The organism is Lacibacter sp. H375, from assembly GCF_037892425.1.
In the GTDB taxonomy this organism is placed as follows: domain Bacteria; phylum Bacteroidota; class Bacteroidia; order Chitinophagales; family Chitinophagaceae; genus Lacibacter.
Map to the genome: position 1 here is coordinate 1,665,671 of NZ_JBBKTT010000001.1, position 25,828 is coordinate 1,691,498.

The window sequence follows — 25,828 nt, forward strand, 5'->3', positions numbered from 1 at the left end:
TCTGTATTTGTAGTTGAGATATGAGAGAAATTAAAAACTGGTATGCGGTATATACAAAGCCAAGGTGGGAGAAGAAGATCTGTGCCCAACTGGATCGGAAGGGACTTGTGTACTACTGCCCAATGAATAAGGTGCGCAAGAAATGGAGCGACCGGTATAAAGTGATCGAAGAACCGTTGTTTAAGTCGTATGTATTTGTATTTGTGAGCGATGAAGAAAAAACAAGGGTGCGTTTAACAGACGGTGTGGTGAATTTTCTTTACTGGAACGGCAAGCCTGCAATTATCAGGGAACAGGAAATTGACGTTATCCGGAAATTTCTGAACGAATATAGTGAGGTGCAGGCAAGACCCGTGCAATTGGAGAGCGGCCAAAAAGTGCGGGTGAAGACCGGACTTATGATGGATACAGAAGGGATCGTGATCAAGGTAGTGAACAACCGGGCATATGTGCTTTTGGAGAGTCTTGGTTATGAGCTGACGGCGCAGTTTGAGAAGAGTAATTTAGAGCCGGTTATCGGAGCAGGTAATCTTTAGCGGGTAATGGGTAGCCGATAGTTTAAGTTCTATAGTACTGAGTTCTGATAGATCCGGGGCTGCCGGAGTTTACCAATCATTCAATAAATCAATTGTTGCGGCGTTAGTGCCGCAACCGGATTAACTGACCAAATAAATTACATGATACGTTTATTCTCACTTTCAACAGCTGTGTGTTTGCTGTTTCTTTCTTCCTGTGTGTCGCCTGCAAAATTGCGAAAGGAAATGGTTTATTTTAATGAAGGGCTTGATACTGCTAAGCTGAATCAATACCAGTTGGTGGAACCCATTATACAAAAGGGTGATCTGTTGCAGGTGAATATTTCTTCGAGAAGTTCGGCTGCCAACCAGCTGTTCAGCCAGAATTATTCGCAGGGAACAGTGGGTGCCGGGAGTGGCGGGGGAGCGTTAGCTGTTAGTGGAGGTACAGGCGGCGCTTCAAACAGTTACCTGGTTGATATTGTAAGCGGAGAAATTAAATTGCCTTTGCTAGGTGTTATCCACGCTGATGGCATGACCAAACTGGAATTAGAAAAAGAAATCATTAAACGAGCCAGTGAGTATTTAAAAGAAGACCCGATCGTGAACATCCGTTACCAGAATTTCCGTGTAACTTTTCATGGATTGGTTGGTGAACCAGGTGAAGTAAGTTCTACTTCAGAACGTTTAACCTTTCTTGATGCGCTGGCATTAGCCGGAGGTGTTGCACCCGGCGGCAATCTGAAAAATATCCTCATCATCCGAGAGCAAAATGGCAAGCGTACGATGCACACTGTTGATTTGACAAATGGTGATTTTTTTCAATCGCCCAATTATTACCTGAAACAAAATGATATTGTTTACGTTGCGCCGACGGACCGTCAATTAAAAGCGACGGATCAAACTACCCAAAGGACTTTTCAATATGTAAGTTTTGGGTTCAGTATATTAAATATTATTCTCATTATTGCAAATCTGTTCCGTTAATCAGAATACCCAATGGCCAACGAATTTGATCATCTACCACAGGCAGAAACTACGAACAGGCTTTTAACGTTCAAAGAGATCCTGTTCAAGTATATTTCGAACCTACCTTTATTTTTCTTTTCACTAGGTATTGCACTTATTGTGTCGTGGGCCTACCTACGCTGGTCAACACCATTGTATACGGTGAACAGCAGTATGATCGTAAAAATTGAAAATGCCACCAATATAAAGGGAAATGATAAGTTCAGCAGTATTTTCAATCCTGTTGATAAGATCAATACGGAAGATGAAATTGACCTTATGCGTTCAAAGGAATTTCTTAGAAGGGTGGTCGATACGCTAGGATTGAACGGCGTATATATCGAACATGGCAAGGTAAGGAGCAGTGAGATCTATAAGCTTACCCCATTTCTTGTGGAGCCCATTAAACTAGACAGCACAAGAGGGTATTATTTTGATATTCAGCTGGCTGGTGAAAACAGTTTTTTCTTTAATAAAGAAACAAAGCCCCGGCAATTTTACAGTAACCTGGAGATCAAAGGGGCGATTTTCAGAATTATCCCCAATCGTGCATTTGTAGGGTCAGCAGGACGTAAGTTTACCTATACGTGGATGCCTTCAAAATCAATGGCTGGGCAAATTTCAGGCAGACTAGGGATAGCCCCCAAAAGCCGCAGCTCGAGTGTATTAAACTTAAGTTACACCACAGAGAATGTGGACAAGGGTATTGATATTCTCAACCAGGTTATGCGTGAATATGGCCGGTATAATGTGGAAGACAAAAGCCGTATTTCCGAAAATTCACTCCGGTTTATTTCTGACCGACTTGGAGAACTTGAGAATGACCTAGGGACCGTTGAAACGAACCTGCAGGATTTTAAAAAGCGCAACCAGTTCCTTGACCTGGAGAATCAATCGCAAATGTATCTTGATAATATCAATGAATCTGAGAGTGAACTGCGTACCCAGGAGATGCACATCATGGTACTTGACCTGCTGGACAATTATATCAAGGATAAAAAAAATGCCTATAATTTAACGCCAACTACGTTGGGCATTTCAGACCCCACTTTGTCTACACTTGTGACTGAGTACAACCAGCTAATTTTGAAAAGGGAGAATGAACTAAGGTTTAGCCGGGAGGGCAGTCTTGTTATTAATGAAATCGAACAAAGTATAGAGCAGACACGAATCTCAATGATTGAGAATCTCAAAAATATCAGGCAGGCCTATGTTCTATCGAAAAACGAATTAGAACGGAGAGCAAGAACGGTTCGTACAGAAATGTTTGCGCTTCCTGAGAAGGAGAGCCAGATCAGGGAGATCAAACGTCAGCAGTTGATCAAGAATGAGCTTTATACATTTCTTCTTCAAAAGCGTGAAGAAACAGGTATTCAGTTAGCCTCAACGGTTTCGAATGCAAAAATATTTTCTGAGGCAGAAGGCGGCGGGCAGCCTATTTTCCCTAAGCGAAGGGACGCCTATATGCTGGCTGTGTTCTTTGGTTTACTGATACCAGTCCTCATCATTTTGGTACGTGATCTTATGAATGACAGGGTAACCACCAAAGCTGATATTGTGAAGGGGACAAAGATGCCGGTAATTGGTGAATTGGGACATAATGATAAGGGCCAGACTCTCGTTGTTCTTAAAAACAGCCGGACCATTCTTGCTGAGCAATTCCGGATCATCAGGTCGAATCTTCAACCTGTGTTGAAAAAAGACCGGACACCGGTTATTCTTGTTACATCGTCGTTTAGTGGCGAGGGTAAATCATTTGCTGCCACTAACCTTGCAGCTTCTATTGCGTTAACCGGTAAGCGAACCGTATTACTTGAGTTTGATTTACGTAAACCAAAAGTGGTAAGCGGACTCGGTTTGCAACGAGCTTTTGGTATAACGCACTATGTTATTGGCAAGATTGGTCTTGAAGAGTTACCTATTAAGGTTCCTGATATTGATAACTTTTTTGTGATTGCATGCGGACCCACACCACCTAATCCATCCGAAATGCTGCTTGAGCCCAAGGTGAAAGAATTGTTTGAATTCTGCCGGGATAATTTTGATGCGGTGATTATCGATACAGCACCTGTGGGACTTGTGAGTGATGCGATGACGTTGTCTCAGTTTGCAGACGCTACGTTGTTTGTTATCCGCCAACGCTACACGTTCAAGAAACAATTGCAGATGCTGGAAGATCTTTACCAGCAAAAGAAATTCCCTACAGTAAGTATACTGGTGAATGATATTAAAGTAGAAGGTTATAACAGTTACTATGGTTATGGTGGTTATGGTTATGGCTATGGTTATGGTTATGGTTATGGCTACGGTTATTATGATAATGACCCGGCAAAGAACAAGTGGTATAATAAGGTGTTGCAGTTTATTGGGATTAAGTAGACGTAATGTAGGATATAGGATTTGTGATGTTGGATTTATGAGTATACTAAAACTATCATATGTGTCGCATCGCAGGAATTTTTGATCCTTCGATCAAGAACCTGCAGGAGCAGGTTATTAATATGCGTGATGCGATGCATCGGGGCGGTCCCGATGATACGGGTTTGTTTGTGCATTCTTCATTGCCGCTTGCACTTGGTCATCGTCGTTTATCACTTATTGATTTGAGTGAGGCTGGTCATCAACCGATGATCGATGCCGAGTTAACTATAGTGTTCAACGGTGAGATCTACAATTATTTAGAGCTACGTTCTACTCTTCAGCATTACGGTCACCAGTTCAAAACAGAAAGTGATACTGAAGTTATCCTTAAAGCATACCGACAATGGGGTGTGGATGCGTTTGAATATTTCAACGGCATGTTTGCGTTGGCGTTGCTTGATGAAAAAAAGCAGCAGCTGGTATTAGCAAGAGATCATGCGGGCATCAAGCCGTTGTATTATTATCTTGATGAACATTGTCTTTATTTTGCTTCAGAAATCAGGGCGTTTGCAAAGGCAGAAAAAGTATTTGAAGAAAATACCAAATGGCGATCAGCTTTTTTAACTTTCGGTCATTTACCTGAACCTATTACTACACTTAAAAATGTAGTACCACTTGCAAAAGGAACAGCACTGGTGATCGAACTTCCATCGCTTAAAAAGAAAGTACAGCGCTTTTTTAAGTGGAGTTTTACAGGAAAGCTTAAACAGGAAGATGAAGCATTGCAATTAATGCGTGAAACCCTGGAGCAGGCAGTGGAACGTCATCTTATTGCTGATGCGCCTATTGGCTTATTCCTGAGTGGGGGTATTGATTCGAGCCTGCTTACATTAATTGCCAGTCATACCAGAAAAGATAGTCTGCACACTCTTTCCATTGTTTTTAATGAAAAAGCATATTCGGAAGAAAAATACCAACAGCTTATCATTGATAAAACAGGCGCTAAACATCAATCGTTCCTGGTAACTAAAGATATTTTCAACACCCAACTTGAAGATGCTATGCAGGCTATGGATCAACCAACGCTTGATGGTATTAACACATACTTTATTTCAATGTATGCAAAAGCATACGGTTTAAAGGCTGTGCTGTCGGGCCTTGGTGCAGATGAATTATTCGGGGGTTATCCTTCTTTCAGACAGCAGAAAAAAATGAAGATTGTGCAGAGAGCACCAAGCCGGTTTTTAAGAAGCCTGCAAGGATTTCCCGACCATCGCCTCCGGAAACTCAGTTATGCAGGTATGCAAAACACGGCGGCAGAGTACCTGAGTTACCGTGGCATTTTTACACCCGTATCTGTTGCGTCGTTACTTGATACTACAGAAAAAGAAATTGAAGACGACCTGATTGCTTTGAGTGAATTTTATCCTGTGAGCACGCTCAGTAATGGTAACAGGATCAGCTGGCTGGAGACAAATTTCTATATGCAGAACCAGTTATTGAAAGATTCTGATTTTATGAGTATGTGGCATGGTCTTGAAATAAGGGTTCCTTTTCTTGATAAAGAGGTGATGCTGATGGCAGGAGCCATTGACGAAGCCATTAAGTTTAAAAAAGTACCCCCCAAATATTTGTTGGTGAAGGCGTTTGAAGATGAATTACCCGAAGCTATCTGGAAACGAAAGAAACAGGGATTTACGTTCCCGTTTGAAGGGTGGTTAAAAGAGAATGAATTCATTAAGCCTTCAAATACTGATGAGGAACAATTGTATAAGAAATTTCAGCAGAAAAAATTGTCGTGGGGAAGGTATTGGTGTGCGTTGCTGATGAACAGGTTTGTGCGGAATGGATAGAAAGACCCACCCCTCGAACTACGTTCCTTCCCTACGGGAACCTCCCAGGAGGGGATACATTCTAAGAAGCTTTCGAAAAACGAGGAAGATCAATTGTTTAAACACATTGAGCAGGGAAATTATCGTGGGAAGGTATTGGTGTGCGTTGTTGATGAACAGGTTTGAGCGGAATGGATAGGAAGACCCACCCCTCGAACTACGTTCCTTCCCTACGGGAACCTCCCAGGAGGGGATACATTCTACGTGGCTTTTCGATTGAACGACTAAATTCAAGATGCAGGAGAAAAAAATTGGTTTTTTTGTGTTAACAGCCTTCTCGCACATGGGTGGTATTGAAAAGTTTAACCGGGCTTTTATGAAAGCACTGGCCGATCTTTCAGCAACACTTCAATTGAAGACCACACTCGGGGGCATGCATGACCAGCGGTTTGATCAAGATTATACAGCACAACAAACCTATCATACATTCAAGGGAAAGAAACTTTCGTTTGTGTTATGGGCAGTGAAAAAATCGTTACGGCAGGATGTAATTATCCTTGGGCATTTGAATCTTGCACCCATTGCTGTTTTATTAAAACTGATTGCTCCGAAGAAAAAACTGATCATTATCTGTCATGGTATTGAAGTGTTTGAACCTGTGAGCGGACTGAAGAAAAAAGCATTGCAACAGGCCGATCAAGTTCTAACGGTGAGCAGCTTCACCCAACAGCAATTAATTTCGAGGCAGGGCTTGCCTGCTGAAAAGATCACGGTGTTTCCTAATACGATCGATCCCTTTTTTCAATTTCCGGTTGACTTTACAAAACCGGTTTATTTACAGGAACGTTACGGTATTGCTCCGCAGGAAAAAGTGATCTTCACGCTGACAAGGTTGAACAGCAACGAAGGTTACAAAGGTTATGATACATTGGTGAGCATCTTACCAGCGCTATTGAAAAAAAATATTCCATTCAAGTATATTCTTGCAGGGAAAGCTGATGCAACAGAACTGCTGAGGATGAACACCCTGATCAAATCTCTTGGCCTGGAACAGCAAGTGATGATGCCGGGGTTTGTTTCCGATGAAGAAATCACTGATCATTATTTATTAGCTGATGTATTTGTGATGCCGAGCAAAGGCGAAGGGTTTGGTATTGTGTATACGGAAGCTATGGCTTGCGGGTTGCCTGTGATTGCAGGAAATAAAGACGGGAGTACGGAAGCGTTGCAGTTTGGTGAGTTGGGAACTTTGGTTGATCCGGACAATGCCGATGAATTGAAGGAAGCATTGATGAATGTGCTGAATGAGCAACATGATCCGGTGCAGGTGCAGCAAAAAATGCTGAAGTATTTTTCGTTTGAGAAGTTTAAAGAACGCTTGAAGCTTGTGTTGGAATCATGATGTGCTTCGCACACCCATCTTTCTTTTGTCTTGACACAAAAGAAACAAAAAGTCAAGTCGAAACATATTACCCCCATGTTTCGGCAAACGCCCTGATGGTGCCAAAGTACTACTGTGATGAAAAGCTATTGTACTTGCACACTCATCCTTTTTGTAGCATAGTGAAATATAGGAGTCAGTATTAGTGGTTACGGTTATGAAAAAACTTCGTTTTTTATTAGCAGGATGTGGAACAATTGGTGAGCGGCATGCGAGGCTTGCTGCAGAAAATGGCGTGCTGGTTGCGGTGTGTGATATTGATGAAAAAAAGGTGAAGGCCTTTTCTGCGAAGTATGATTGTTATGGTTACACCTCGCTGAAGGATATGCTAAACAATGAAGAAGCGGATGCGTTGGTTGTTTGCACGCCAAACGGGTTACATGCAACACATAGCATCAGCGGATTGAAAGCCAACCTTCATGTGTTGTGTGAAAAACCCATGGCTATTTTATCGGTTGATTGTAAGCGGATGATCAATGCTGCTGCTACAACAAAAAAACATTTGCTGATCGTAAAGCAGAATCGCCTGAACCCGCCTGTGGCCGCCGTAAAAAATCTGCTTGCTAAAAACAAACTCGGAAAAATTTACAGTGTGCAGGTGAATTGCTTTTGGAACCGAGGAGCAAAGTATTACCAGCTATCGAACTGGCGGGGAACAAAAAAACTTGATGGGGGCGTGTTGTTTACACAGTTCAGTCATTTCATTGATCTGCTGTATTGGTTTTTTGGTGAAGTGAAAACTGTAAAAGGGTTTACCGCTAATTTGGCGCACCAGGAATTGATTGAAGTGGAAGACACCGGTGTGTTTTCGTTTGTTACAACAGGTGGTATACCGGGTACACTGCATTACAGCACGAATACAAAGAATAAAAACTACGAAGGTTCTATTAATATTCTTGCAGAAAAAGCAACGATCAAGATTGGCGGACCTTATTTAAATACAATTGAATACCAGGAGCCTGTGTTGATTGATGTGGCTACACTTACTGCCGGTAATGATGCCAATCAATACAAAGGATACCAGGGATCGATGAATAATCATGCGAGGGTGTATGATGAGTTTATTCAGGTAATTGCAGGGAAGCAGAAGAAGTATGTGTCGGGGGAAGAAGGAATTCATAGCGTGAAGATGATTGAGCAGTTTTATAAAGCAGCAAAGTGATTTATGAAAGATTTCGGGGAAACGACATTTCGACAGCAAGGGGCTGCGAAGCAGCGGTTCCTGGAAGGAGAAATCTGATCGTTAAGAAATGGAAAAAGGTGGTGCAGTTTATATTGTCACAAACAAATCGCACTCAGTTTTATATATAGGGGTTGCGTCTGATCTGTTTACCCGCATACAACAGCACCGGGAGCATTTTTATAAAAAGAGTTTTTCTGATCGATACAATACAGAGAAGTTAATTTATTATGAGTTGTCTGGATCAATTGAGGAGGCAATTGTAAGGGAAAAGGAAATAAAAAAATGGAGAAGGGCAAAGAAAGAGGCGTTGATTAATAAAATGAATCCTGAGTGGAAGGATTTGTGGGAGAAAGTAAAAGAGTGGTGATGTTTCGTTTGATAAGGGTCAGATTTCTCACCCTTGGGTCCGCTGCTACGCAGCCCCAAGAGTTCGAAATGACGGGTGGTGAGCAGCAGATTTCTCACTGTTTGATCCGCCACTACGTGGCCCCCAACAGTTCGAAAGACGTTTAATAAATAACGTTGAATAAAAAATTTACTTTAAAAAGAATCTCACTCCGGAATGTAAAAGCGGGAAAGAACGTTGTGATCATGCAGCCATCGAATTTGTATGAATGCAGGTTGGGTGATGATTGTTTTGTGGGGCCTTTTACAGAAATCCAGAAGGGTGTTGTGATTGGCAATAAATGCCGTATCCAAAGCCATAGTTTTATTTGTGAACTGGTGACGATAGGTGATGATTGTTTTATTGGTCATGGCGTGATGTTCATCAACGATACATTCAGCGAAGGGAAACCTGCAGGTGGCGATCATAGTAAATGGAAGAAAACAGACATCGGTAACCATGTATCCATCGGGAGTAATGCAACCATTCTTCCTGTAAGTATATGCGATGATGTGGTAATTGGCGCAGGGGCAGTAGTAACAAAAGATATTAAGAAGAGCGGAACATATGCGGGTAATCCGGCGAAGAGATTGAGGAAGAAGTAAAGCCAGCAGCCGTTGGAAGTTGCAGAGTCGAAAGACAAAAAATAAAAAAGTATGAATCAATTGAACGATACAGTTGAAAATTGGGACCTTGAAATCAAGCCGCAGTCATCTGTCTTTGATCTTAATCTCAAAGAAGTATGGAGGTATAAAGATCTGATGTTGCTGTTTGTAAAACGGGATTTTACAGCACAATTTAAACAAACAGTGTTAGGCCCAGTATGGCACCTTGTGCAACCGGTTTTAACTACCATCATGTTTCTACTGGTATTCGGAAAAATCGCAAACATCCCAACTGATGGGATCAATGCAGTTTTATTCTATATGAGTGGTATTACTATCTGGAATTATTTTGCAAGCTGCCTCACTAATACGTCCAACACATTCGTAGCAAATGCATCCATCTTTGGTAAAGTATATTTTCCACGTTTGATCCTTCCGTTGTCTGTTGTGGTTTCAAACATAGCAAAATTAGGTATCCAGTTTTTGTTATTACTGGGCTGTATGGTTTTTTATGCACTGTTTAAAGACACTCCTATGCATTTTGGTATGAGCTGGTTATTAATTCCAGTGTTGGTATTGATCATGGCGGGCATTGGTTTGGGGTTAGGTATCATCATTTCATCACTCACCACCAAGTACAGAGATTTTACGGTGCTAGTAACGTTTGGTGTACAACTATTAATGTATGCCACCCCTGTTGCCTATCCGGTTTCGTTTTTAAAAAGTAAAAGTTATGCCTCTTTTATTGAGTGGAATCCATTGAGTCCGTTGGTAGAAGGTTTCCGGTATGCACTCTTTCAAACAGGAAGCTTTGATTTCAACACATTAACCTACAGTTTTATATTCATGCTGGTAGTGTTGGTAACTGGTGTCATGATCTTTAGTAAAGTGGAAAAAACATTTATGGATACGGTCTAGGTAATAAGGTGAGCGGTGAGTGGAAAAGCAAAAATAAAAAAAGCGATAACATTGAAAGATGAGTAATACTATCATAAAAGTGGAGGATCTCAGCAAGCAATACCGCCTGGGGCAGGTGAGTACGGGCACAATTAGTCATGATGTGAATCGCTGGTGGCACAAAGTGCGTGGTAAGGAAGATCCATATTTAAAGATTGGTGAAACCAATGATCGCACATCCACCGGAAGTACGGATTATGTATGGGCGTTAAAAGATATCAACTTTGATGTAAAACAGGGCGAAGTGCTCGGCATCATTGGTCGTAACGGCGCCGGCAAAAGTACATTGCTCAAAATCTTAAGCCGCACCACCGCACCAACCACAGGCAGTATAAAAATAAAGGGGAGGGTAGCCAGCCTACTTGAAGTAGGCACTGGCTTTCATCCTGAACTGAGCGGAAGGGATAATATTTTTCTTAACGGCGCCATTCTGGGTATGACCAAAAAAGAGATCACCCGCAAGTTTGATGAGATTGTTGCCTTTGCAGGGGTAGAACGATATATTGATACACCTGTTAAACGTTACAGCAGCGGTATGTATGTGCGGCTGGCATTTGCTGTAGCAGCACATCTCGAGCCCGAGATCTTAATTGTAGATGAAGTGCTGGCCGTAGGTGATGCAGAGTTCCAGAAAAAATGTTTGGGTAAAATGAAAGATGTGAGTGAGAAGGACGGAAGAACAGTGTTGTTTGTGAGTCATAATATGGCAGCAATTAATAACCTGTGTAAGAATGTAACGGTTCTGGCCAATGGAATGGTTCAATTCACCGGTAATGTACATGATGGCATCTCAAACTATATGAATCAGGTTGGAGAAAATAAGGAATGGGAAGAACAAAAAATGATTGTTGATGAGTTAAATGATAATGATACTTTAGAATTAATTGATCTTAAGATATTCCAAAATAGAGACCAGACAAATTTTGAATTTGTTACTGATAAGTCGGTTCAAGTAATGTTTAAGTATAAAGTAAAGAAACGTTCTTATGGGTTAAGAATTGGATTTGATCTGTTTTTGAAAGATCTTGATATAATGATGTTCAGATCATTTCATGATGAAAATGAGGCTTCTTTAGAAGAAATACAAGAAGGTACATACGAAACAACCTTTTTAATACCTGCTCATTTACTTAAAAGCGGTACATATATTTTGAAACCGGCAATCGGAGTACATAATGTTAAATGGATTTTTTATGATTCGGTAAGTGTTCAGTTTAATTTGAATCATGTTGGAGGCATAAACCAAAACTATGCTGATGACAGACCGGGGATAATAATGCCTTATATAGAATCACAAACTTTAAAAGTCGACTAATGGATATAAAAAAAATATTTTCCAAAGAAGCAGGAGTTTATTTATCTGATGTAATTATAAATTCGTTATCTGCCTACAAACAAAATTATTTGAAAAGGAAAGAGGAACAAGCGAGTCTTAAATGGCTTGAAAAATTTTCCAGCAATCAGCTTTCTTTTATACATAAATTGGATGACGAAGTTCAAATTAAACTTTATAAAGACAGTTCATATTCGAGATTTCTATATGAGGGTCTTGAAAAGGAGGAAGTTTTATTTGTCAAACGTTTCCTTATGAAGGGGGATGTTTTTTTTGATGTGGGATCTAATATTGGCGTTTACAGTAATGTAGCTGCTTCTGTTGTAGGACCCGAAGGTGAAGTTTATGCTTTCGAACCAACACCAATTACTTATAAAAGACTTGTTGAAAATATCACTTTAAATAAGTATGGGAATATTGTTAAAGCTGTAAATGCCGGCCTATCGGATAAAAGCGGTAATCTGAAACTGAAGATGTCCAGTAACGGCATGGACGCTTGGAATTCATTTGTTGCAAATCCAAAACTTGAAAACAGCCTTGAAGTTGATGTGGTTGTTTATGCACTGGATGAATTTCTTGAAAGCAATAAGTTTAGTAAACAAATAGCACTCATAAAGATTGATGTTGAAGGATGGGAATTACAAGTGTTTAAGGGTGGTGAACGATTGCTTTCTGCACCTGATGCCCCAACACTTTTAGTAGAATTTACTGACGAAAATACATTTTCGGCGGGCTATTCCTGTAACCAGTTATATGACTTTATTGTGAGTTTAGGATATCGATGGTACAGATATAATGCTGATACGAACAGTTTGATTGAACAACCCAAAAAGATGTATTATCCATATGAAAACCTTATTGCTATAAAAAACCTATCTATTGTCAGCGACAGAATTAAATCAACTATTTATTGATATGACAGGACTGCTTCATTCGTTACCTTCTCATACTTCTGAAAAAACCGGCTGGCCTTGGACAATTGAAACTGATAAATCAATTTTTGACACTAATATAGATTGGCCTGTAATTACTATTGTTATACCTTCTTTTAACCAAGGCCGGTTTATTGAGGAAACAATACGTTCAATTTTACTTCAGAATTATCCAAAGCTTGAATTGATTGTAATGGATGGCGGTAGTACAGACGACACGAAAAAAATTCTGGAACAATATACCTCTTGGATCAAATTCTGGGTAAGTGAAAAGGACGAAGGGCAGAGCGATGCAATTAATAAAGGACTTGACCTTGCAAAGGGAGATATTTTCAATTGGATCAACAGCGACGATTTTCTGACACCTAATGCACTCTTTGAGGTTGGGAAGGCATTTTCGGAGCATTCAATTGATGTGTTTTGCGGCAGGTTGACAATAATTTCTGAAGACAATCAGGTTATCACAACAACTCCCCGATTTAATAGTCTTGAAGCGGCTGAAGCCATTTGTTGTGCTCAAATTTCTCAACCTGCCATGTTTTACAAAACGGAAGTATTAAGAAGAATAGGCAAGATTAATAAGTCAATCCGGTTCAGTATGGATTTCGAATTATGGATTCGCTACCTTCTTTCGGTAGAACAGCGAAACACCCTGGAAACTGATAAAATCCTAGCTAACTTCCGGCATCACTCATCTTCCAAATCGATCAGTGAAGGGTATCATTCTGGATTTACAAAAGATAATGTGTCTATTTTTTATTCACTTGCCGAAATTTATGATCTGCCTGTCGAAAAGAAAGGGTTTGAATTATTTCTTGATGAACAAACTGTTTGGTTAAAAAGAGAGTCTTATAATATGACGCAAAGGCAAGTTTTGAAAAGGACATGTAACCAGGTACTTTTTGGATACTTTCTTAATTTATATGTTCATAATGATAAAAGAATGCTTCAACTGGCTAGGTTGATTGATTTCAGCTTAATAAATCAGAACCAGAAAAAGCAATTAAAAAATATGCCCGCATTGTTTTTATTGCCATTTGTGTATAAGGCAAAGCGAGTTTTAAAACCATCGATATCCCCAAATTAAATATCTGTGAATTTGGGCAGCAAATCAATTATTCATGTATCCGTTATTTATTAAAATACTGCGTTCATTATATTTTCGGCTGATTGCTGATTATACAAAGGAAGTGGGAGAAAAGCAATTTCCTGCAGGAGTGGTTGCCGATATGCCTACAGGTAATAACCTCTTATCATCTTTAATACAAAATGGAAAACCTTTTATGGTTAGCAGGTTTGGTGTCGTTGAACTGGCCACTGTTTATAATTATCTTGAATTGCAGAAATACAGGATGGGAGGGTTGCATGGTTTGGTGGCCGATATCAAAGGCTATAAAAAGGTCTGGAGTGCAGATATTAAAAATATAGCACGGAATCAAGCGGGTGTTTTCCCTGAAACTGATGCAGCATGCGAAGAATTTGCTCGGGTTTTCATAAAGGGAATATCGAATATTGATGTATTGGGAGTATGGTATTTCATTCCCAAGGAATACAAAACGATCCGACAGTACAGCCCTGAAGCCAAGCTTGTTGAAGCTCTTTCCCTGGAACCCTTCAGGTTTCAAACACCTTGGAGCAGTCTGCTTAAAGGAAAAAGGATACTGGTTATTCATCCTTTTTCTGATACAATCCTGAAACAATACAAACAACGTGAAAGGCTTTTTTTGGATAAAACCGTTTTACCTGACTTTGAATTGAAAGTCTTGAAAGCTCCGCAAACTGCAGCGAAAAGTACCGGTGGATATAAATCATGGTTTGATGCTTACGAACATATGTGCAGGGAAATTGAGAAGCAGGATTTTGACCTTGCAATAATTGGTGCTGGTGCTTATGGTTTGCCGCTTGCATCACATGTAAAGAGTATGGGTAAACAGGCTATTCATATGGGTGGAGCCACACAGTTGCTTTTTGGTATTAAAGGTAAACGTTGGGATGAAAATGGGTTTGGTGATGAATTTTATAATGAAGCATGGGTACGGCCATCAGAATCAGAACGGCCTAACGAAGCTGAACTGGTTGAGGGAGCATGTTACTGGTAGAGGAGAACTCTAATTATACATTTAGGGCTTTGTTTGATTGTTGATCTTACATATAAACTGAGAACAACTATAAAAACAGCATTCAATTTTGTTTTACTTCTTCTTTGTATTTGCACCAAAGAATTGAGAATACCCAAGTTTAGTATGATTGAAACTCAGACAGGAGGTCAAAAACAGCTTTATATGTCCCAATTGGATTCTCTTAGGGCTATCGCTGTAATTCTAGTAATTATTTCACATTGGTTTTCCGGTGAACATTTTTTTAATCGTTATACCGCCAATGGTACATTAGGGGTAACATTATTTTTTGTATTAAGTGGATTTTTAATTACGGGAATATTGTTAAAAAGTAAATCCCATATTGAAAAAAGCGGGAACGTTGCAAAAGCATTCATGACGTTTTATATCCGTCGTTCATTACGCATTTTTCCTGTTTATTATCTTTTGTTAATTGTGCTTGTTTTTCTCAATAGTTCAGCAATTCGTGAGAGTTTCTGGTGGCATTTTTTTTATGGGTCTAATTTTTTCTTTTGGTTAAAGGGCGAGTTTGGCGGGCATCTGTCACATTTCTGGAGTTTAGCTGTCGAAGAACAATTTTACCTTGTTTGGCCAGCAGTTATCATTTTTGTAAACCGAAAATATCTACCACTAGCATTGGTGCTTGGAATAGTGGGTGCAATTCTGTTCCGCTATTTTATTACAACGCCACAAAATGAACTTGGCCGTATACTTATGCCCGGTAGCCTAGATTCGTTTTGTTTGGGCGGGTTGCTTGTTTATGGTAAACAATCCGGTGCGTTTTTGTACCAGCGCTATCTAAAAAAAAGAAAGTTATTTCTTACCGGCTCATTTTTATTATTATTTCTAGTTCATACTGTGTATTTCAAATCGCTATCACTGCAATTGCATACAGCTTTATTTTATTTTTTTATTTCAGTTTCATTTGCTGGTATTATCGATAGGGTTGCGGACACTATATATACGCCGGTTATTGCGTGGATTTTAAACAACAGGGCTTTACTTTACATTGGGAAAATCAGCTACGGAATTTACCTGTTTCATAATTTTATCCCGTACTTCTATGGTATGGACTTGCCTGGGATTCCAGCTTCTTTAAGCTTATACACTGTGCAAGTGCTACGTTTTTTATTATTAGTAGGCATATCGTCATTATCTTGGTTCTTATTTGAAAAACCAGTGTTACAGTTAAAAAAGCGCTTTGAATATTGATGACACAGAGAATCAATACTCAACGTTATGCTATTCCCTGTTACTGGACAATCAAAATCATCATGAGTCTGGGTTTGACTTATCTAAGCATTAAACTGTCAGGCAGATTTGGTGGAATTATATGCAGTTAATACCAGCTCTACCATTTGGACTACATTACAAAGGGGTAGAACGCAATGGCTTTTGCTATGACATTTTCTAAACAGCACTTTCAAAAACGTATGAAGGAGCAAGAAGATGTGATTGATATGAGGGTAGTATTGACAAAAATTGGAGTAGTAATCTAGGTGCAATAAAGTAGTTCATGCGAACTGAGTGATGATCTGCGGCAATGAATTGATTGCAGGAAACTATCTTATTATTTCTGTGAATCATGTTTTTAAGGGAGTAGAATTCAAAGGCATTATTAAATTATTGTAAGAGATGAAGTTTGGATTGCTACGAGGTGCCAAAAATAAATTTGTTGAACCACCTACAATTAGTGGTGGTGTCTATTCTAAATTGATCAGGAAACGGACTTGATGAAACACTATTTATGAAAAGAAATAGTATTTTTTAGTTTTTCCGATAAGTAAGAGCATATTTGCGATCTAACAATGTGAAATAATCAGAGGTATAATTTGGTATTTCTTTTGCAAGCTAGAATTTGACATGTCTGTGAATTTTATTCTTGTAAGAAAAACACCTACTTATGCTTTATCGGATATCTTTTATAATCTTAATTGCTTTTTCCTGCATATCGTGTCAAAAGGAGAAGAGTGCTATTGTAGAAAGCGGATTTACGAAGTATGATATTTTCCCAATAATAGGTCAATCGAATGCTTATTTTGGTAGGGAGACCGGTTCGCAGCCTGCCAACACCGACAGTAGGATAAAGCAGCTGGGTCGTTTTGGCGATAATAGTTATAAAATCATTCCGGCTAAAGATCCGCTTGAGCATTTTACAATTGTTCAGGGCCGTATCAGTTTTGCAATGACTTTTGCCCATTATTATCTTCGTGAGTATTTGCAGCCAGAACGAGGAGTTCTTCTGATTCCAGGAGCCCTTGAAGGCAGTTCGTTCACTGGCTCTCAGTGGCGAAAGGGCGATAGCTTATACAACGATATAGTGCGAAGAGTAAAATATGTACTTGAAAAATATCCTGGAAGTGAAGTAAAAGCCTTTTTGTGGCACCAAGGAGAAAGTGATATCATGTGGGGCAGATATTATGCAGAGTTGCTTGATAAAATGATTACTGATATGCGTATGGAAATTGCCGGAACTAAGGGTGATTCCATCCCCTTTATTTTAGGCGGGTTGGTTCCCTATTGGGTAGATCAACAATCAAATCGCAAAACAACCGATTCGGTAATTGCAGAGACTTCCAAACGATTACCTTTTATCGGTTATGCAAACGCAAGAGAACCGTTTATTATCAAGAAAACAGACGATACAGTTGATGAAATTCATTTTAATGCTTCAGGACAAAGAGAATTGGGAAAACGCTATTTTAAAGCGTATAAAGAAACAAGAAAATAGTTCCTTGGGCACGTGAAGCTAACACGTAAAATTGGTCAAATGTTGTCGAGGTTATTGAGGAAATGAAACCAGAAATAAAAAGCGAAAAGAATGTTTCACTGCAAAAGGGGAATAAATTTCCCATTTACTAAATTACTGGTGAACGGCAAACAGTGTTCAAGCCATCTGCCCCTAATAGATAAATCTATTAAACCTTCGACGCTTTTGATGGGTAAGCTCTAAGTTGATCGAAAACCTTTTTAATGAAACAAAGTTTACGTAAAGCAGTAGCTCTATTTAATTTTTCTGATCAGTTGTACATCTATATTGCAGTATTCTGTTTTAAGATAAAACGACAGGCACCTGCGAAGGCAGCTGCACTTTTTCAAAACTGTAACGAATACGTTAGGTTGATTGAACATGGGGTTTCATTTGTCAATTGTAGTAATGATTTAGTAAAGGCGTCATTAACTATCAATCAGCAACATACAACCGTTTTTTTAAGAAAACATTCAAGTGATCTCCAGGTTTTTGAATCTGTGATTCAACATGGAGAATATAAAATCGTGACAGAAAAAGTAAAGAATTGTAATATAATTGTTGATGCGGGTGGAAATATTGGGCTTACTACTGTGTATCTACACGCATATTATCCTAATGCGAGATTTGTCATCATTGAGCCCGATAAAAATAATTTCTCACTGTTGCAAAAGAATTTAGAGCATAACAATATCGGCAATGTCAAGCTGTTTAATAAAGCTTTATGGGTGAGTAATGAAAAGCTGATGATCAGTCATTCATTTCGTGACGGGAAAGAGTGGAGTTTAACTGTTGAAAAAGCAAACGGAGCTCCTCAAAACGGAAATGATTTTTTAGAAGGTATCAGCTTGAAAGAGATATGTGCAACATCTTCAATTGAAATGATTGATTTGCTCAAAATTGATATTGAAGGGGCAGAGCGCTTTCTCTACCAGAGTGATGATTTTCTACAAGCAATTGAGCACTGTTCTAGAAACCTTGTGATAGAAATTCACGATGAATTCAATATTAGAGAAATGATCAATCATACAATGAGGAACATAGGCTTTTCTGCTACTGAAGCAGGTGATATTACTTTATTTGTAAGGAAATAAAGTGGGAATTTGAACGTTTAACAAATATGTTGTCATTTAGCTTTTTGCTCAAAACTGACAACAAAACCTATTCTTTCCCTGTTAAAAACGCTGTTTATGTTTCTTCGATTAGTCATTATTATTCTTGCAGCCTTTTGCTGCTTTTCGTGCCGCCAAGAAAAAAGTTATGTCGAACAAAACAGGGTTATAAAGTACGATATATTTCCCGTAATTGGTCAATCGAACGCTTACTTCGGCATGGGGCTTGACCCGCTTCTTGATAAAACTGATAGCCGTATTAAACAGTTGGGTCGCCATGGAAATCATAACTACCAGATTATACCCGCAAAAGATCCGCTTGAGCACTTTAGTGTTGCTCCGGATCGTAACGGATTTGCAATGACTTTTGCATTTAACTATATTAGAAATTATTGGCGTGCCGACCGAGAGGTGCTTTTAATACCAGCCGCTCTTGATGGCAGCTCATTCAGTGGTTATCAGTGGCGAAAAGGCGATACACTTTATAATGATGTGGTGAGACGGATCAAATATGTACTTGAAAAATTCCCGGGAAGTGAAGTAAAGGCTTTTCTTTGGCATCAGGGGGAAACAGACATCTCTTGGGGTCGATACTATGCCTTTTTACTTGATAAAATGATTACAGATATGCGCAGGGACGTTGCTGGTAATAATGGCGATTCTATTCCCTTTATTTTAGGAGGTTTTGTTCCCTATTGGGCCGATCAACGTGCTGACCGTAAAAAAACAGATTCTGTGATTGCTGAAACGCCCACCCGATTACCATTTATTGGACATGCAAGTGCAAGGGATCCTTTCATAATCGAAAAGCCGGTTAATACAATTGATGATATTCATTTTGATGCAGAAGGGCAACGTGAGTTGGGAGTCCGCTATTTTCGGGAGTTTCAAAAAATTAAAAACTAGGATTATAAGTTAAGTCCGTTGATCTATTGAACAGCACAGTTTATGCCATCTTTTTCCATAGTTATTTGTACCTATAACCCTGATCTAATTATTCTTGCCCGACTATTAAATGCCATTGCAGGATTTAACAGAGAATCACCTGAACATGAAGTGATTATTGTTGATAATAATTCGACTATACAACTGGAACTCGAAGTAGAAATTAAGGACTTTCTAAGTCGCAAATTAAATTCAAAACTCATTCACGAGAACACTCCAGGTTTAACGGCAGCCCGAATAGCTGGTATCAATCAAGCTAAACACGATTGGATTGTTTTTTTTGATGATGATAATGAACCGGTTGCTGATTACCTTGTCGCTGCATCAAGCGCAATAGAAAAATACGCACAGGTAGGAGCATGGGGGCCCGGGAATATAGACGTTGTTTATACTGATAAGGTGAAATCCTGGCTTGAAACAAAAAAGGAACTATTTCAACAAAGAAACGAGGACAAAATAAGATATGCAAATGAAGTGTCATGGCAACCTTTTTATCCTTTTGGAACAGGGCTGATCATTAAAAAAGAGATCGCTCTAGAATATACAAGAAGGGTGCAATCGGGAAGATATACTTTAAGCGATAGAAAAGGCAAAAGTCTAGCAAGCGGTGGAGATGTGCAAATGGTTTTAACCGGCATAGATATGGGTTTTTTTGCAGGGTCAATAGCCGGTTTATATTTAAATCACCTTATAAATTCCTCAAAAACCACACTTGCCTATTTGCAGAAGCAACAATATGGAACAGCATCTGCTTACATTAAAGCATTTAACCAAGTGTTTATCAATCATCAGATCAAAACGGGCGAGGTTTCAAATATTAAGTTATTGAGAACGATTTATAGCTTGTATCGTATTCAAGGTGCCAAGCTTAATCGAAATGACTTTAAATTATTGTTGGCATCTAAACTTGGTGAAGTGAATGCGGCTGTGTGTGCCAATGACAAACCTCAACCTTTTATTTTGAAATTGTACGAAAAACTTATTGATGCCTGACACTCCTGTTCTATTTATCATTTTTAACAGGCCAAACACAACAAAAAAAGTGTTTGAGTGCATCAGAATGGCGCAGCCATCAAAATTATTTATTGCAGCTGACGCTGCAAGAGAGAGTCACCCAACAGATAAAGAAAGATGCGATGCTGCAAGAGCCATTGTTCAAAAAATTGACTGGCCATGTGAGGTGCGTACGCTTTTCAGGGAAAAAAATCTCGGTTGCGGTGAGGCGGTAAGTGAAGCAATTAATTGGTTTTTTTCAGAAAACGAGGAAGGGATTATCCTGGAAGATGATTGTTTGCCGCATCCTGATTTTTTTGTTTTTGCGAATCAGATGCTGCAACACTACCGTAACGATAAACGAATTATTTCCATCAACGGATCAAATCTTGGATACAAACTAGCAGATGGAAATAGTTACACCTATAGCCGGTTTATGAATATGTGGGGGTGGGCCACATGGAAAGACAGGGCGTTGTCAATTGATTACTCAATGAGGAGATGGAAAAAGCAAAAAAAACAAGGCTGGTGGTTGTTCAGAAAACTACGACAATACTTCTTTGATACTGATATTAATTGGTATAGGTTATGGCAAAATAAATTTAACAAAGTTGCAGAGGATAAAGGTTTTACGTGGGACTGGCAATGGATGTTTCATCAAATGGATAAAAATCAATTATCTATTGTTCCTGCAGTAAATCTTGTGAGCAACATTGGTTTTGATGCAGACGGGACACACACGCATGAAGCGGAGAATCCAGCAGCCAATATTCCAACGTATGCACTTGAGCAACCTTTGAAACATCCGTCTTCTATTAAACCCGATTTTATTTACGAGGAAGAATACGTAAAAGGGGTATGGTGTTATCACAAGCGCCTGCCAGCAATCTTTTACCTAAAACAATTTATATCCACCTACCTGTTGCGTAGAAAACCAGCCAATGCCTGAGTCAGTGTCGAAAGTTGTTATTGCCAGTTATAAGTATGATTTCTGGCTGGCAGAGATCTGTATGGCGAGTGTGCGTTATTGGTACCCTGAAATGCCACTGGCGATTGTGTACGATCATTCAAAAGGCGCAGTTGATTTTACGAAAGTAAAAAAGCGATATGGCGCCGAGATCATTGAATTGCCGATCAAACAATTTGGCTGGGGACTATCAAAGATCGAATACCTTTTTCAGCCGGGAAATGAACATGTGCTTGTGCTCGATGCTGATACGGTTTTGCTGGGCCCGGTACTGGAGTATCTTGGTGAATTTGAAGGAGATTTTGTTGTGTCGGCTTCTAAACACGATGAACCTTATGCTTTGTGGATGAAACAATATTATTTTGATTATGAAGCGCTGCAAAAAATGGATCCCTCTTTTGTTTTTCCCGGGTATTCGTTTAATACAGGTCAGTTTATTGCAACAACAGGAATACTTCAACGTAGCGATTTTGAGCAACTCGTAACCTGGAAGGAGTTTCCACAGATAAAACATAAGCATATTTTTTCCTGTGTTGATCAAGGCCTGCTTAACTATCTACTTCCGTTAAAAGAACAACAACGGCAATTGAAAATTGGCAAGGCTGATTTTATGATGGGGATCCGTTATAAAGAAGCAGAAGAAATAACAGTAGCTGGGTTGCGACAAAAAAAAGGAATTCCTTATATATTACATTGGGCAGGAGGTGGCAACACAAAGACATTACAATTGATGAAGCGCAATGATCTGTTGCGGTTTTACAGAAATCAGCAGGAATCTGTTTTGGGTATTTTTATACTAGAACTGGAAGATTGGTGTCGGTATGCGGGTTTTCAATGGCAAAGAGTAATTCGTAAGTACAAACAAAAAATGCATGGCTGAAAAATATCCTAAGATATCTATTGTAACTGCTTCATATAACCAGGGGCAGTTCATTGAGGAAACAATTACCAGTATTCTTGATCAACAGTATCCTAATCTTGAATATATTATTATTGATGGCGGCAGTACAGACAATTCTGTTGAGATCATAAAAAAATACCAACAGCATCTCAAGTTCTGGGTAAGTGAAAAAGATAAAGGACAAGCCAATGCTATTAATAAAGGATTGCAATACTGCACGGGTACAATTTTTAACTGGTTAAACAGTGATGATTATTTAGAGCCACACTCTTTGCAGAAGATAGCGGTGGCATTTGCTGATGATGAGGTGCAGTTGGTGGCAGGAAAAGTGCGGAATTTTTCATCAACCGGTGAAGAAGTGATACAAAATCAAAAGCTGTCGGCAAGGGGATTGATGTGTTGGGAGCAGGGTGTGAAATTTGTACAGCCAGGTGTGTGGATGCGCAGGGAACTGATTGATGTATGCGGAGGTATTGATGAGCAGTTTCATTATGCATTTGATTGGGATCTGTATATACGTTATCTCTACCATTTTCCGGTTGTAAAAGAAATTCCCGAATTGCTGGTGCATTTCCGTTTGCATGACCAATCGAAGACACAATCGTTGAGCGAAAGGTTCTCAATAGAGGAACAAAAGATCATTGAAAAATTATATAGCCTGCCGGGTTACGAAGGGATCAAGGACAGCTGCCTGTACAAAATACAGAAGGCAAAATGGACGGCTTTTTTATCGGATCAATCAAGAGCACGCCGGTCGTTCCTGTTGAAGTGTGTAGCCGTGCTGCAACAATTGCCTTCACACTCAAAAGTTAGCTATTCACGCCAAACCGCAGGAGCAATAAAGGCCTTTTGGCAAAACAGGGAAATTTGAGTGATGAATGTCAATAAACCTTTGATTGTATGGCAGGCCCATGAAGGTAACAGTAGTGGCGCCAATATTGCGCTATTAGAATATATCGATGTGCTTTCTGCTGAGTATCGTTTTCATGTATTGTTGCCACATAATGGCAGCATGGAGGATGCATTGGCAAAACGTTCAATTGCCTGCAGCATTGTTCCTCAATATGGGTGGGCTGGTGAAACCAAAGGATCGTTATTATTGCAATTAAAACGATTTGTACGTACAGCTGTGGCAGTGCAACAGGTTAAAGAACTGTTGAAACATCTTCGGCCGGCCTTTGTTTTTACTAATACATTAATTCCCTTTGCGTCGGCGAAAGCAGCTTATAAAATGAATGTACCCCATGTTTGGTGGATACATGAATTTGGCAAAGAGGATTTTGGGTTCAGAATTGGCTGGGGTAACGATGATGAAGCATATAAGAAAATGACAAATTGGAGTAAACTTGTGATCTGTAATTCAAATGCGGTTATGGACAAATTCAAACCGTTGTTACCAGCTGTACAGGTTGAACGCATTTATCAACCGGTTAGTTGGAAACAAGATGTTTCAATTGTTACAAAAAAAAAGATTGCGACCTACCTTATGTTTGGACAGATCACAGAATCAAAAGGTCACGAAGAAGTACTAGGAGCTATACTTGAAGCAAAGAAAAGGATGGTGCATGTGAGTTTACATATTAAAGGCCCATGTGAGAGCAAAGCATATCTTTTGCGATTACAAAATTTTATTGAAGCAAACAGCTTAGGAAGACAAGTGCAAATAGAAACGGGCTATTTTGTAAAAGAAGAAGTGATGCCTCTGTATGAAGTGCTTATTGTTGCATCGAGGTCAGAAGCTTTTGGACGGGTGATAGTTGAAGCAAATAAAGCAGGGTTAAGTGTACTTGTGAAGAACAGTGGCGGTGCGCCTGAATTGGTTAATAACAGTAATGGCCTTCTTTATAATTCAAAGGAAGAATTGTGCAGCATCTTTATGTCAAAACAGTGGGTTGCCAGGTACCCTATTCAAATAAATTATGCAGAAAGGGAAGAAACAGAAAGACTTAAACAACTTTTAGCTGCTATTGTATGAGCCATCAACCGTTGTTTACTATTGCAACAATTACGTATAACTCAGCGAAGTGGGTTCAGCAAAGTATCGAAAGCATTCTTTCTTCGTCCTACAGCGATTTTGAATTAGTGATCTCTGATGATTGTTCGGTCGATGATACCTGGCAAATAGTTCAACATTACAATGACCCCCGTATAAGAGCCTGGCGTAACGAGCAGAACCTTGGAGAATATCCTAACCGTAACAAAGTATTAAAAGAGGCAAGAGGAAAGTTTATACTCTTTATTGATGGCGATGATATCCTGTATAAGGATTCATTAGCATTTTATGCAAATTACTTAAATGCTTTTCCCGAAGCCAAAGCAGTGTGGGGAGTTTACCCGGTGTATTTTGACTTTGTAGTGTTTCCTTATTTATTTACACCTGAACAATTAACCTCTCTTAACTTCTTAAGCACTTATCCTGTAACTGTAGTAGGTTTTGCAGAGTCGCTTTTTTCAGTAGAAGCATTGCTGAACCTTGGTGGTTTTGATGAACGATATGCCATTGGTGATACTTATATTAAGCGGAAATTCAGTTGCTATTATCCTGTTGTACTGGTGCCTGCCGGCCATGCTTTTTGGCGACAATACCCGGAGCAGGCAAGCAACAGGGTGCGTAGTTTTTACAAGCAATTGATAGAAACATACCAGATAGACAAAGAGATCCTGTCGGATAACTATATTCCTCTGAAAAATGGAGCACTGGATGTTGCAAAAAGAAATTTCAGGATACGCAGTATCAAGTTAATTGTTCATAACACGATACGAAAAGCTAAGTTTATAGATTTTTTCCGGCTGATGCATCTATTACAAATACCCTATTCCGATCTGCTGTTGTTGAAAGAGAAAGGTGACTACAGGTATAAGGCCGGGGCAACTTCTGCCACACCATTAATGAATAATTATCATTTCAACTAAGAATATATGTTGCGTTTGTTTTTTAAGGTAAAACGAAAGCTCAATAAATGGGGGCATGCAGCTGTTATTTCAATTAAACGAACAGAATGGGAAGCATTGCATAGCACCAGGTTCAGGGTGGGTAAAAACCTTTTTTTTGGAAAAAAGTTTTCCTTGTATTTTGACGCATCTTCTTCAAGGGTGCAGTTTGGAAATGATATACAGTTTCGGGATTTCTGCCAGGTACGATCAGGAGCGGATGGAACATTGTCGGTCGGCAACAGGGTTTTCTTTAATAATTTTTGCAGTATTACGTGTTTCCATAATATCAGTATAGGAGACGATTGTCAATTTGGAGAAGGTGTTCGCTTTTATGATCATAATCATCAGCATCGCCTAGCAGATAAACCAATTAATGAGCAAGGATATATTACGGGTGCCATATCTATCGGCAATAATTGTTGGTTTGGCTCGCAAGTGATTATTTTAAAGGATGTGACAATTGGCGATAATGTAATTATTGGTGCAGGTTGCATTATTCATAAATCGATTCCTTCCGGCTCGGTTATCGTAAATAAACAAGAGCTTGTTACATTATAA

24 protein-coding genes are annotated in these 25,828 nt (G+C 39.3%); all 24 read left to right on the forward strand.

Features of this window, described 5'->3' with window-relative positions:
- The first annotated feature begins 20 nt into the window (after positions 1–20).
- The 24 genes from nusG to WG954_RS07470 all read left to right on the forward strand — a co-directional run bounded on the left by nusG (position 21) and on the right by WG954_RS07470 (position 25,828).
- Positions 21–536, forward strand: coding sequence for a transcription termination/antitermination protein NusG (gene nusG / locus WG954_RS07355; protein ID WP_340435046.1), 516 nt, complete (start codon positions 21–23; stop codon positions 534–536).
- Positions 537–677: 141 nt separating this feature from the next.
- Complete coding sequence (locus WG954_RS07360) at positions 678–1,502, forward strand: polysaccharide biosynthesis/export family protein (RefSeq protein ID WP_340435047.1); 825 nt, start codon at positions 678–680, stop codon at positions 1,500–1,502.
- Between the two features lie 12 nt (positions 1,503–1,514).
- Positions 1,515–3,902, forward strand: coding sequence for a GumC family protein (locus tag WG954_RS07365; protein ID WP_340435049.1), 2,388 nt, complete (start codon positions 1,515–1,517; stop codon positions 3,900–3,902).
- 59 nt (positions 3,903–3,961) lie between these two features.
- Positions 3,962–5,737 carry an asparagine synthase (glutamine-hydrolyzing) gene (gene asnB, locus WG954_RS07370; protein ID WP_340435050.1) on the forward strand — a complete coding sequence of 592 codons (1,776 nt, stop codon included), beginning with the start codon at positions 3,962–3,964 and terminating at the stop codon, positions 5,735–5,737.
- Positions 5,738–6,011: 274 nt separating this feature from the next.
- Positions 6,012–7,118: a glycosyltransferase family 4 protein gene (locus WG954_RS07375; RefSeq protein ID WP_340435053.1), complete on the forward strand. Its 1,107-nt coding sequence runs from the start codon at positions 6,012–6,014 to the stop codon at positions 7,116–7,118.
- A gap of 196 nt (positions 7,119–7,314) precedes the next feature.
- Positions 7,315–8,319, forward strand: a complete 1,005-nt coding sequence (locus WG954_RS07380; RefSeq protein WP_340435054.1) for a Gfo/Idh/MocA family protein — start codon at positions 7,315–7,317, stop codon at positions 8,317–8,319.
- Between the two features lie 88 nt (positions 8,320–8,407).
- On the forward strand, positions 8,408–8,707 hold the full coding sequence (locus WG954_RS07385; protein ID WP_340435056.1) for a GIY-YIG nuclease family protein: 300 nt from the start codon (positions 8,408–8,410) through the stop codon (positions 8,705–8,707).
- 155 nt (positions 8,708–8,862) lie between these two features.
- Positions 8,863–9,330, forward strand: a complete 468-nt coding sequence (locus tag WG954_RS07390) for an acyltransferase (RefSeq protein ID WP_340435059.1) — start codon at positions 8,863–8,865, stop codon at positions 9,328–9,330.
- A gap of 51 nt (positions 9,331–9,381) precedes the next feature.
- Positions 9,382–10,248 (forward strand): ABC transporter permease, encoded by an 867-nt coding sequence (locus WG954_RS07395; protein WP_340435061.1) that lies wholly within the window; start codon positions 9,382–9,384, stop codon positions 10,246–10,248.
- Positions 10,249–10,306: 58 nt separating this feature from the next.
- The gene (locus WG954_RS07400) at positions 10,307–11,602 is read left to right on the forward strand and encodes an ABC transporter ATP-binding protein (RefSeq protein WP_340435063.1); all 1,296 of its coding nucleotides are present in this window, start codon (positions 10,307–10,309) and stop codon (positions 11,600–11,602) included.
- On the forward strand, positions 11,602–12,534 hold the full coding sequence (locus tag WG954_RS07405; RefSeq protein ID WP_340435065.1) for an FkbM family methyltransferase: 933 nt from the start codon (positions 11,602–11,604) through the stop codon (positions 12,532–12,534). Before WG954_RS07400 ends, WG954_RS07405 begins: the two co-directional genes overlap by 1 nt.
- Positions 12,500–13,639, forward strand: a complete 1,140-nt coding sequence (locus WG954_RS07410; protein ID WP_340435067.1) for a glycosyltransferase family 2 protein — start codon at positions 12,500–12,502, stop codon at positions 13,637–13,639. The genes WG954_RS07405 and WG954_RS07410 overlap by 35 nt, the downstream gene beginning before the upstream one ends.
- Before the next feature lie 34 nt (positions 13,640–13,673).
- A complete protein-coding gene (locus WG954_RS07415; protein ID WP_340435069.1) occupies positions 13,674–14,651 on the forward strand; it encodes a hypothetical protein in 978 nt (325 codons plus the stop codon).
- Between the two features lie 144 nt (positions 14,652–14,795).
- Entirely contained in the window at positions 14,796–15,881 is a 1,086-nt protein-coding gene (locus WG954_RS07420; protein WP_340435071.1) for an acyltransferase family protein, read from the forward strand.
- A gap of 691 nt (positions 15,882–16,572) precedes the next feature.
- Complete coding sequence (locus WG954_RS07425) at positions 16,573–17,400, forward strand: sialate O-acetylesterase (RefSeq protein ID WP_340435073.1); 828 nt, start codon at positions 16,573–16,575, stop codon at positions 17,398–17,400.
- A gap of 242 nt (positions 17,401–17,642) precedes the next feature.
- Positions 17,643–18,512 carry an FkbM family methyltransferase gene (locus WG954_RS07430; protein WP_340435075.1) on the forward strand — a complete coding sequence of 290 codons (870 nt, stop codon included), beginning with the start codon at positions 17,643–17,645 and terminating at the stop codon, positions 18,510–18,512.
- Positions 18,513–18,608: 96 nt separating this feature from the next.
- On the forward strand, positions 18,609–19,436 hold the full coding sequence (locus WG954_RS07435) for a sialate O-acetylesterase (RefSeq protein WP_340435077.1): 828 nt from the start codon (positions 18,609–18,611) through the stop codon (positions 19,434–19,436).
- A 42-nt stretch (positions 19,437–19,478) separates the two neighbouring features.
- Complete coding sequence (locus WG954_RS07440; protein WP_340435080.1) at positions 19,479–20,468, forward strand: glycosyltransferase family 2 protein; 990 nt, start codon at positions 19,479–19,481, stop codon at positions 20,466–20,468.
- Positions 20,461–21,417: a hypothetical protein gene (locus WG954_RS07445; protein WP_340435082.1), complete on the forward strand. Its 957-nt coding sequence runs from the start codon at positions 20,461–20,463 to the stop codon at positions 21,415–21,417. Before WG954_RS07440 ends, WG954_RS07445 begins: the two co-directional genes overlap by 8 nt.
- The gene (locus WG954_RS07450) at positions 21,410–22,315 is read left to right on the forward strand and encodes a hypothetical protein (RefSeq protein ID WP_340435084.1); all 906 of its coding nucleotides are present in this window, start codon (positions 21,410–21,412) and stop codon (positions 22,313–22,315) included. The genes WG954_RS07445 and WG954_RS07450 overlap by 8 nt, the downstream gene beginning before the upstream one ends.
- Positions 22,308–23,207 carry a glycosyltransferase family 2 protein gene (locus tag WG954_RS07455; protein ID WP_340435086.1) on the forward strand — a complete coding sequence of 300 codons (900 nt, stop codon included), beginning with the start codon at positions 22,308–22,310 and terminating at the stop codon, positions 23,205–23,207. Before WG954_RS07450 ends, WG954_RS07455 begins: the two co-directional genes overlap by 8 nt.
- A gap of 3 nt (positions 23,208–23,210) precedes the next feature.
- Complete coding sequence (locus WG954_RS07460) at positions 23,211–24,311, forward strand: glycosyltransferase family 4 protein (protein WP_340435088.1); 1,101 nt, start codon at positions 23,211–23,213, stop codon at positions 24,309–24,311.
- On the forward strand, positions 24,308–25,249 hold the full coding sequence (locus WG954_RS07465; protein WP_340435090.1) for a glycosyltransferase family 2 protein: 942 nt from the start codon (positions 24,308–24,310) through the stop codon (positions 25,247–25,249). The genes WG954_RS07460 and WG954_RS07465 overlap by 4 nt, the downstream gene beginning before the upstream one ends.
- A gap of 6 nt (positions 25,250–25,255) precedes the next feature.
- A complete protein-coding gene (locus WG954_RS07470) occupies positions 25,256–25,828 on the forward strand; it encodes an acyltransferase (protein WP_340435092.1) in 573 nt (190 codons plus the stop codon).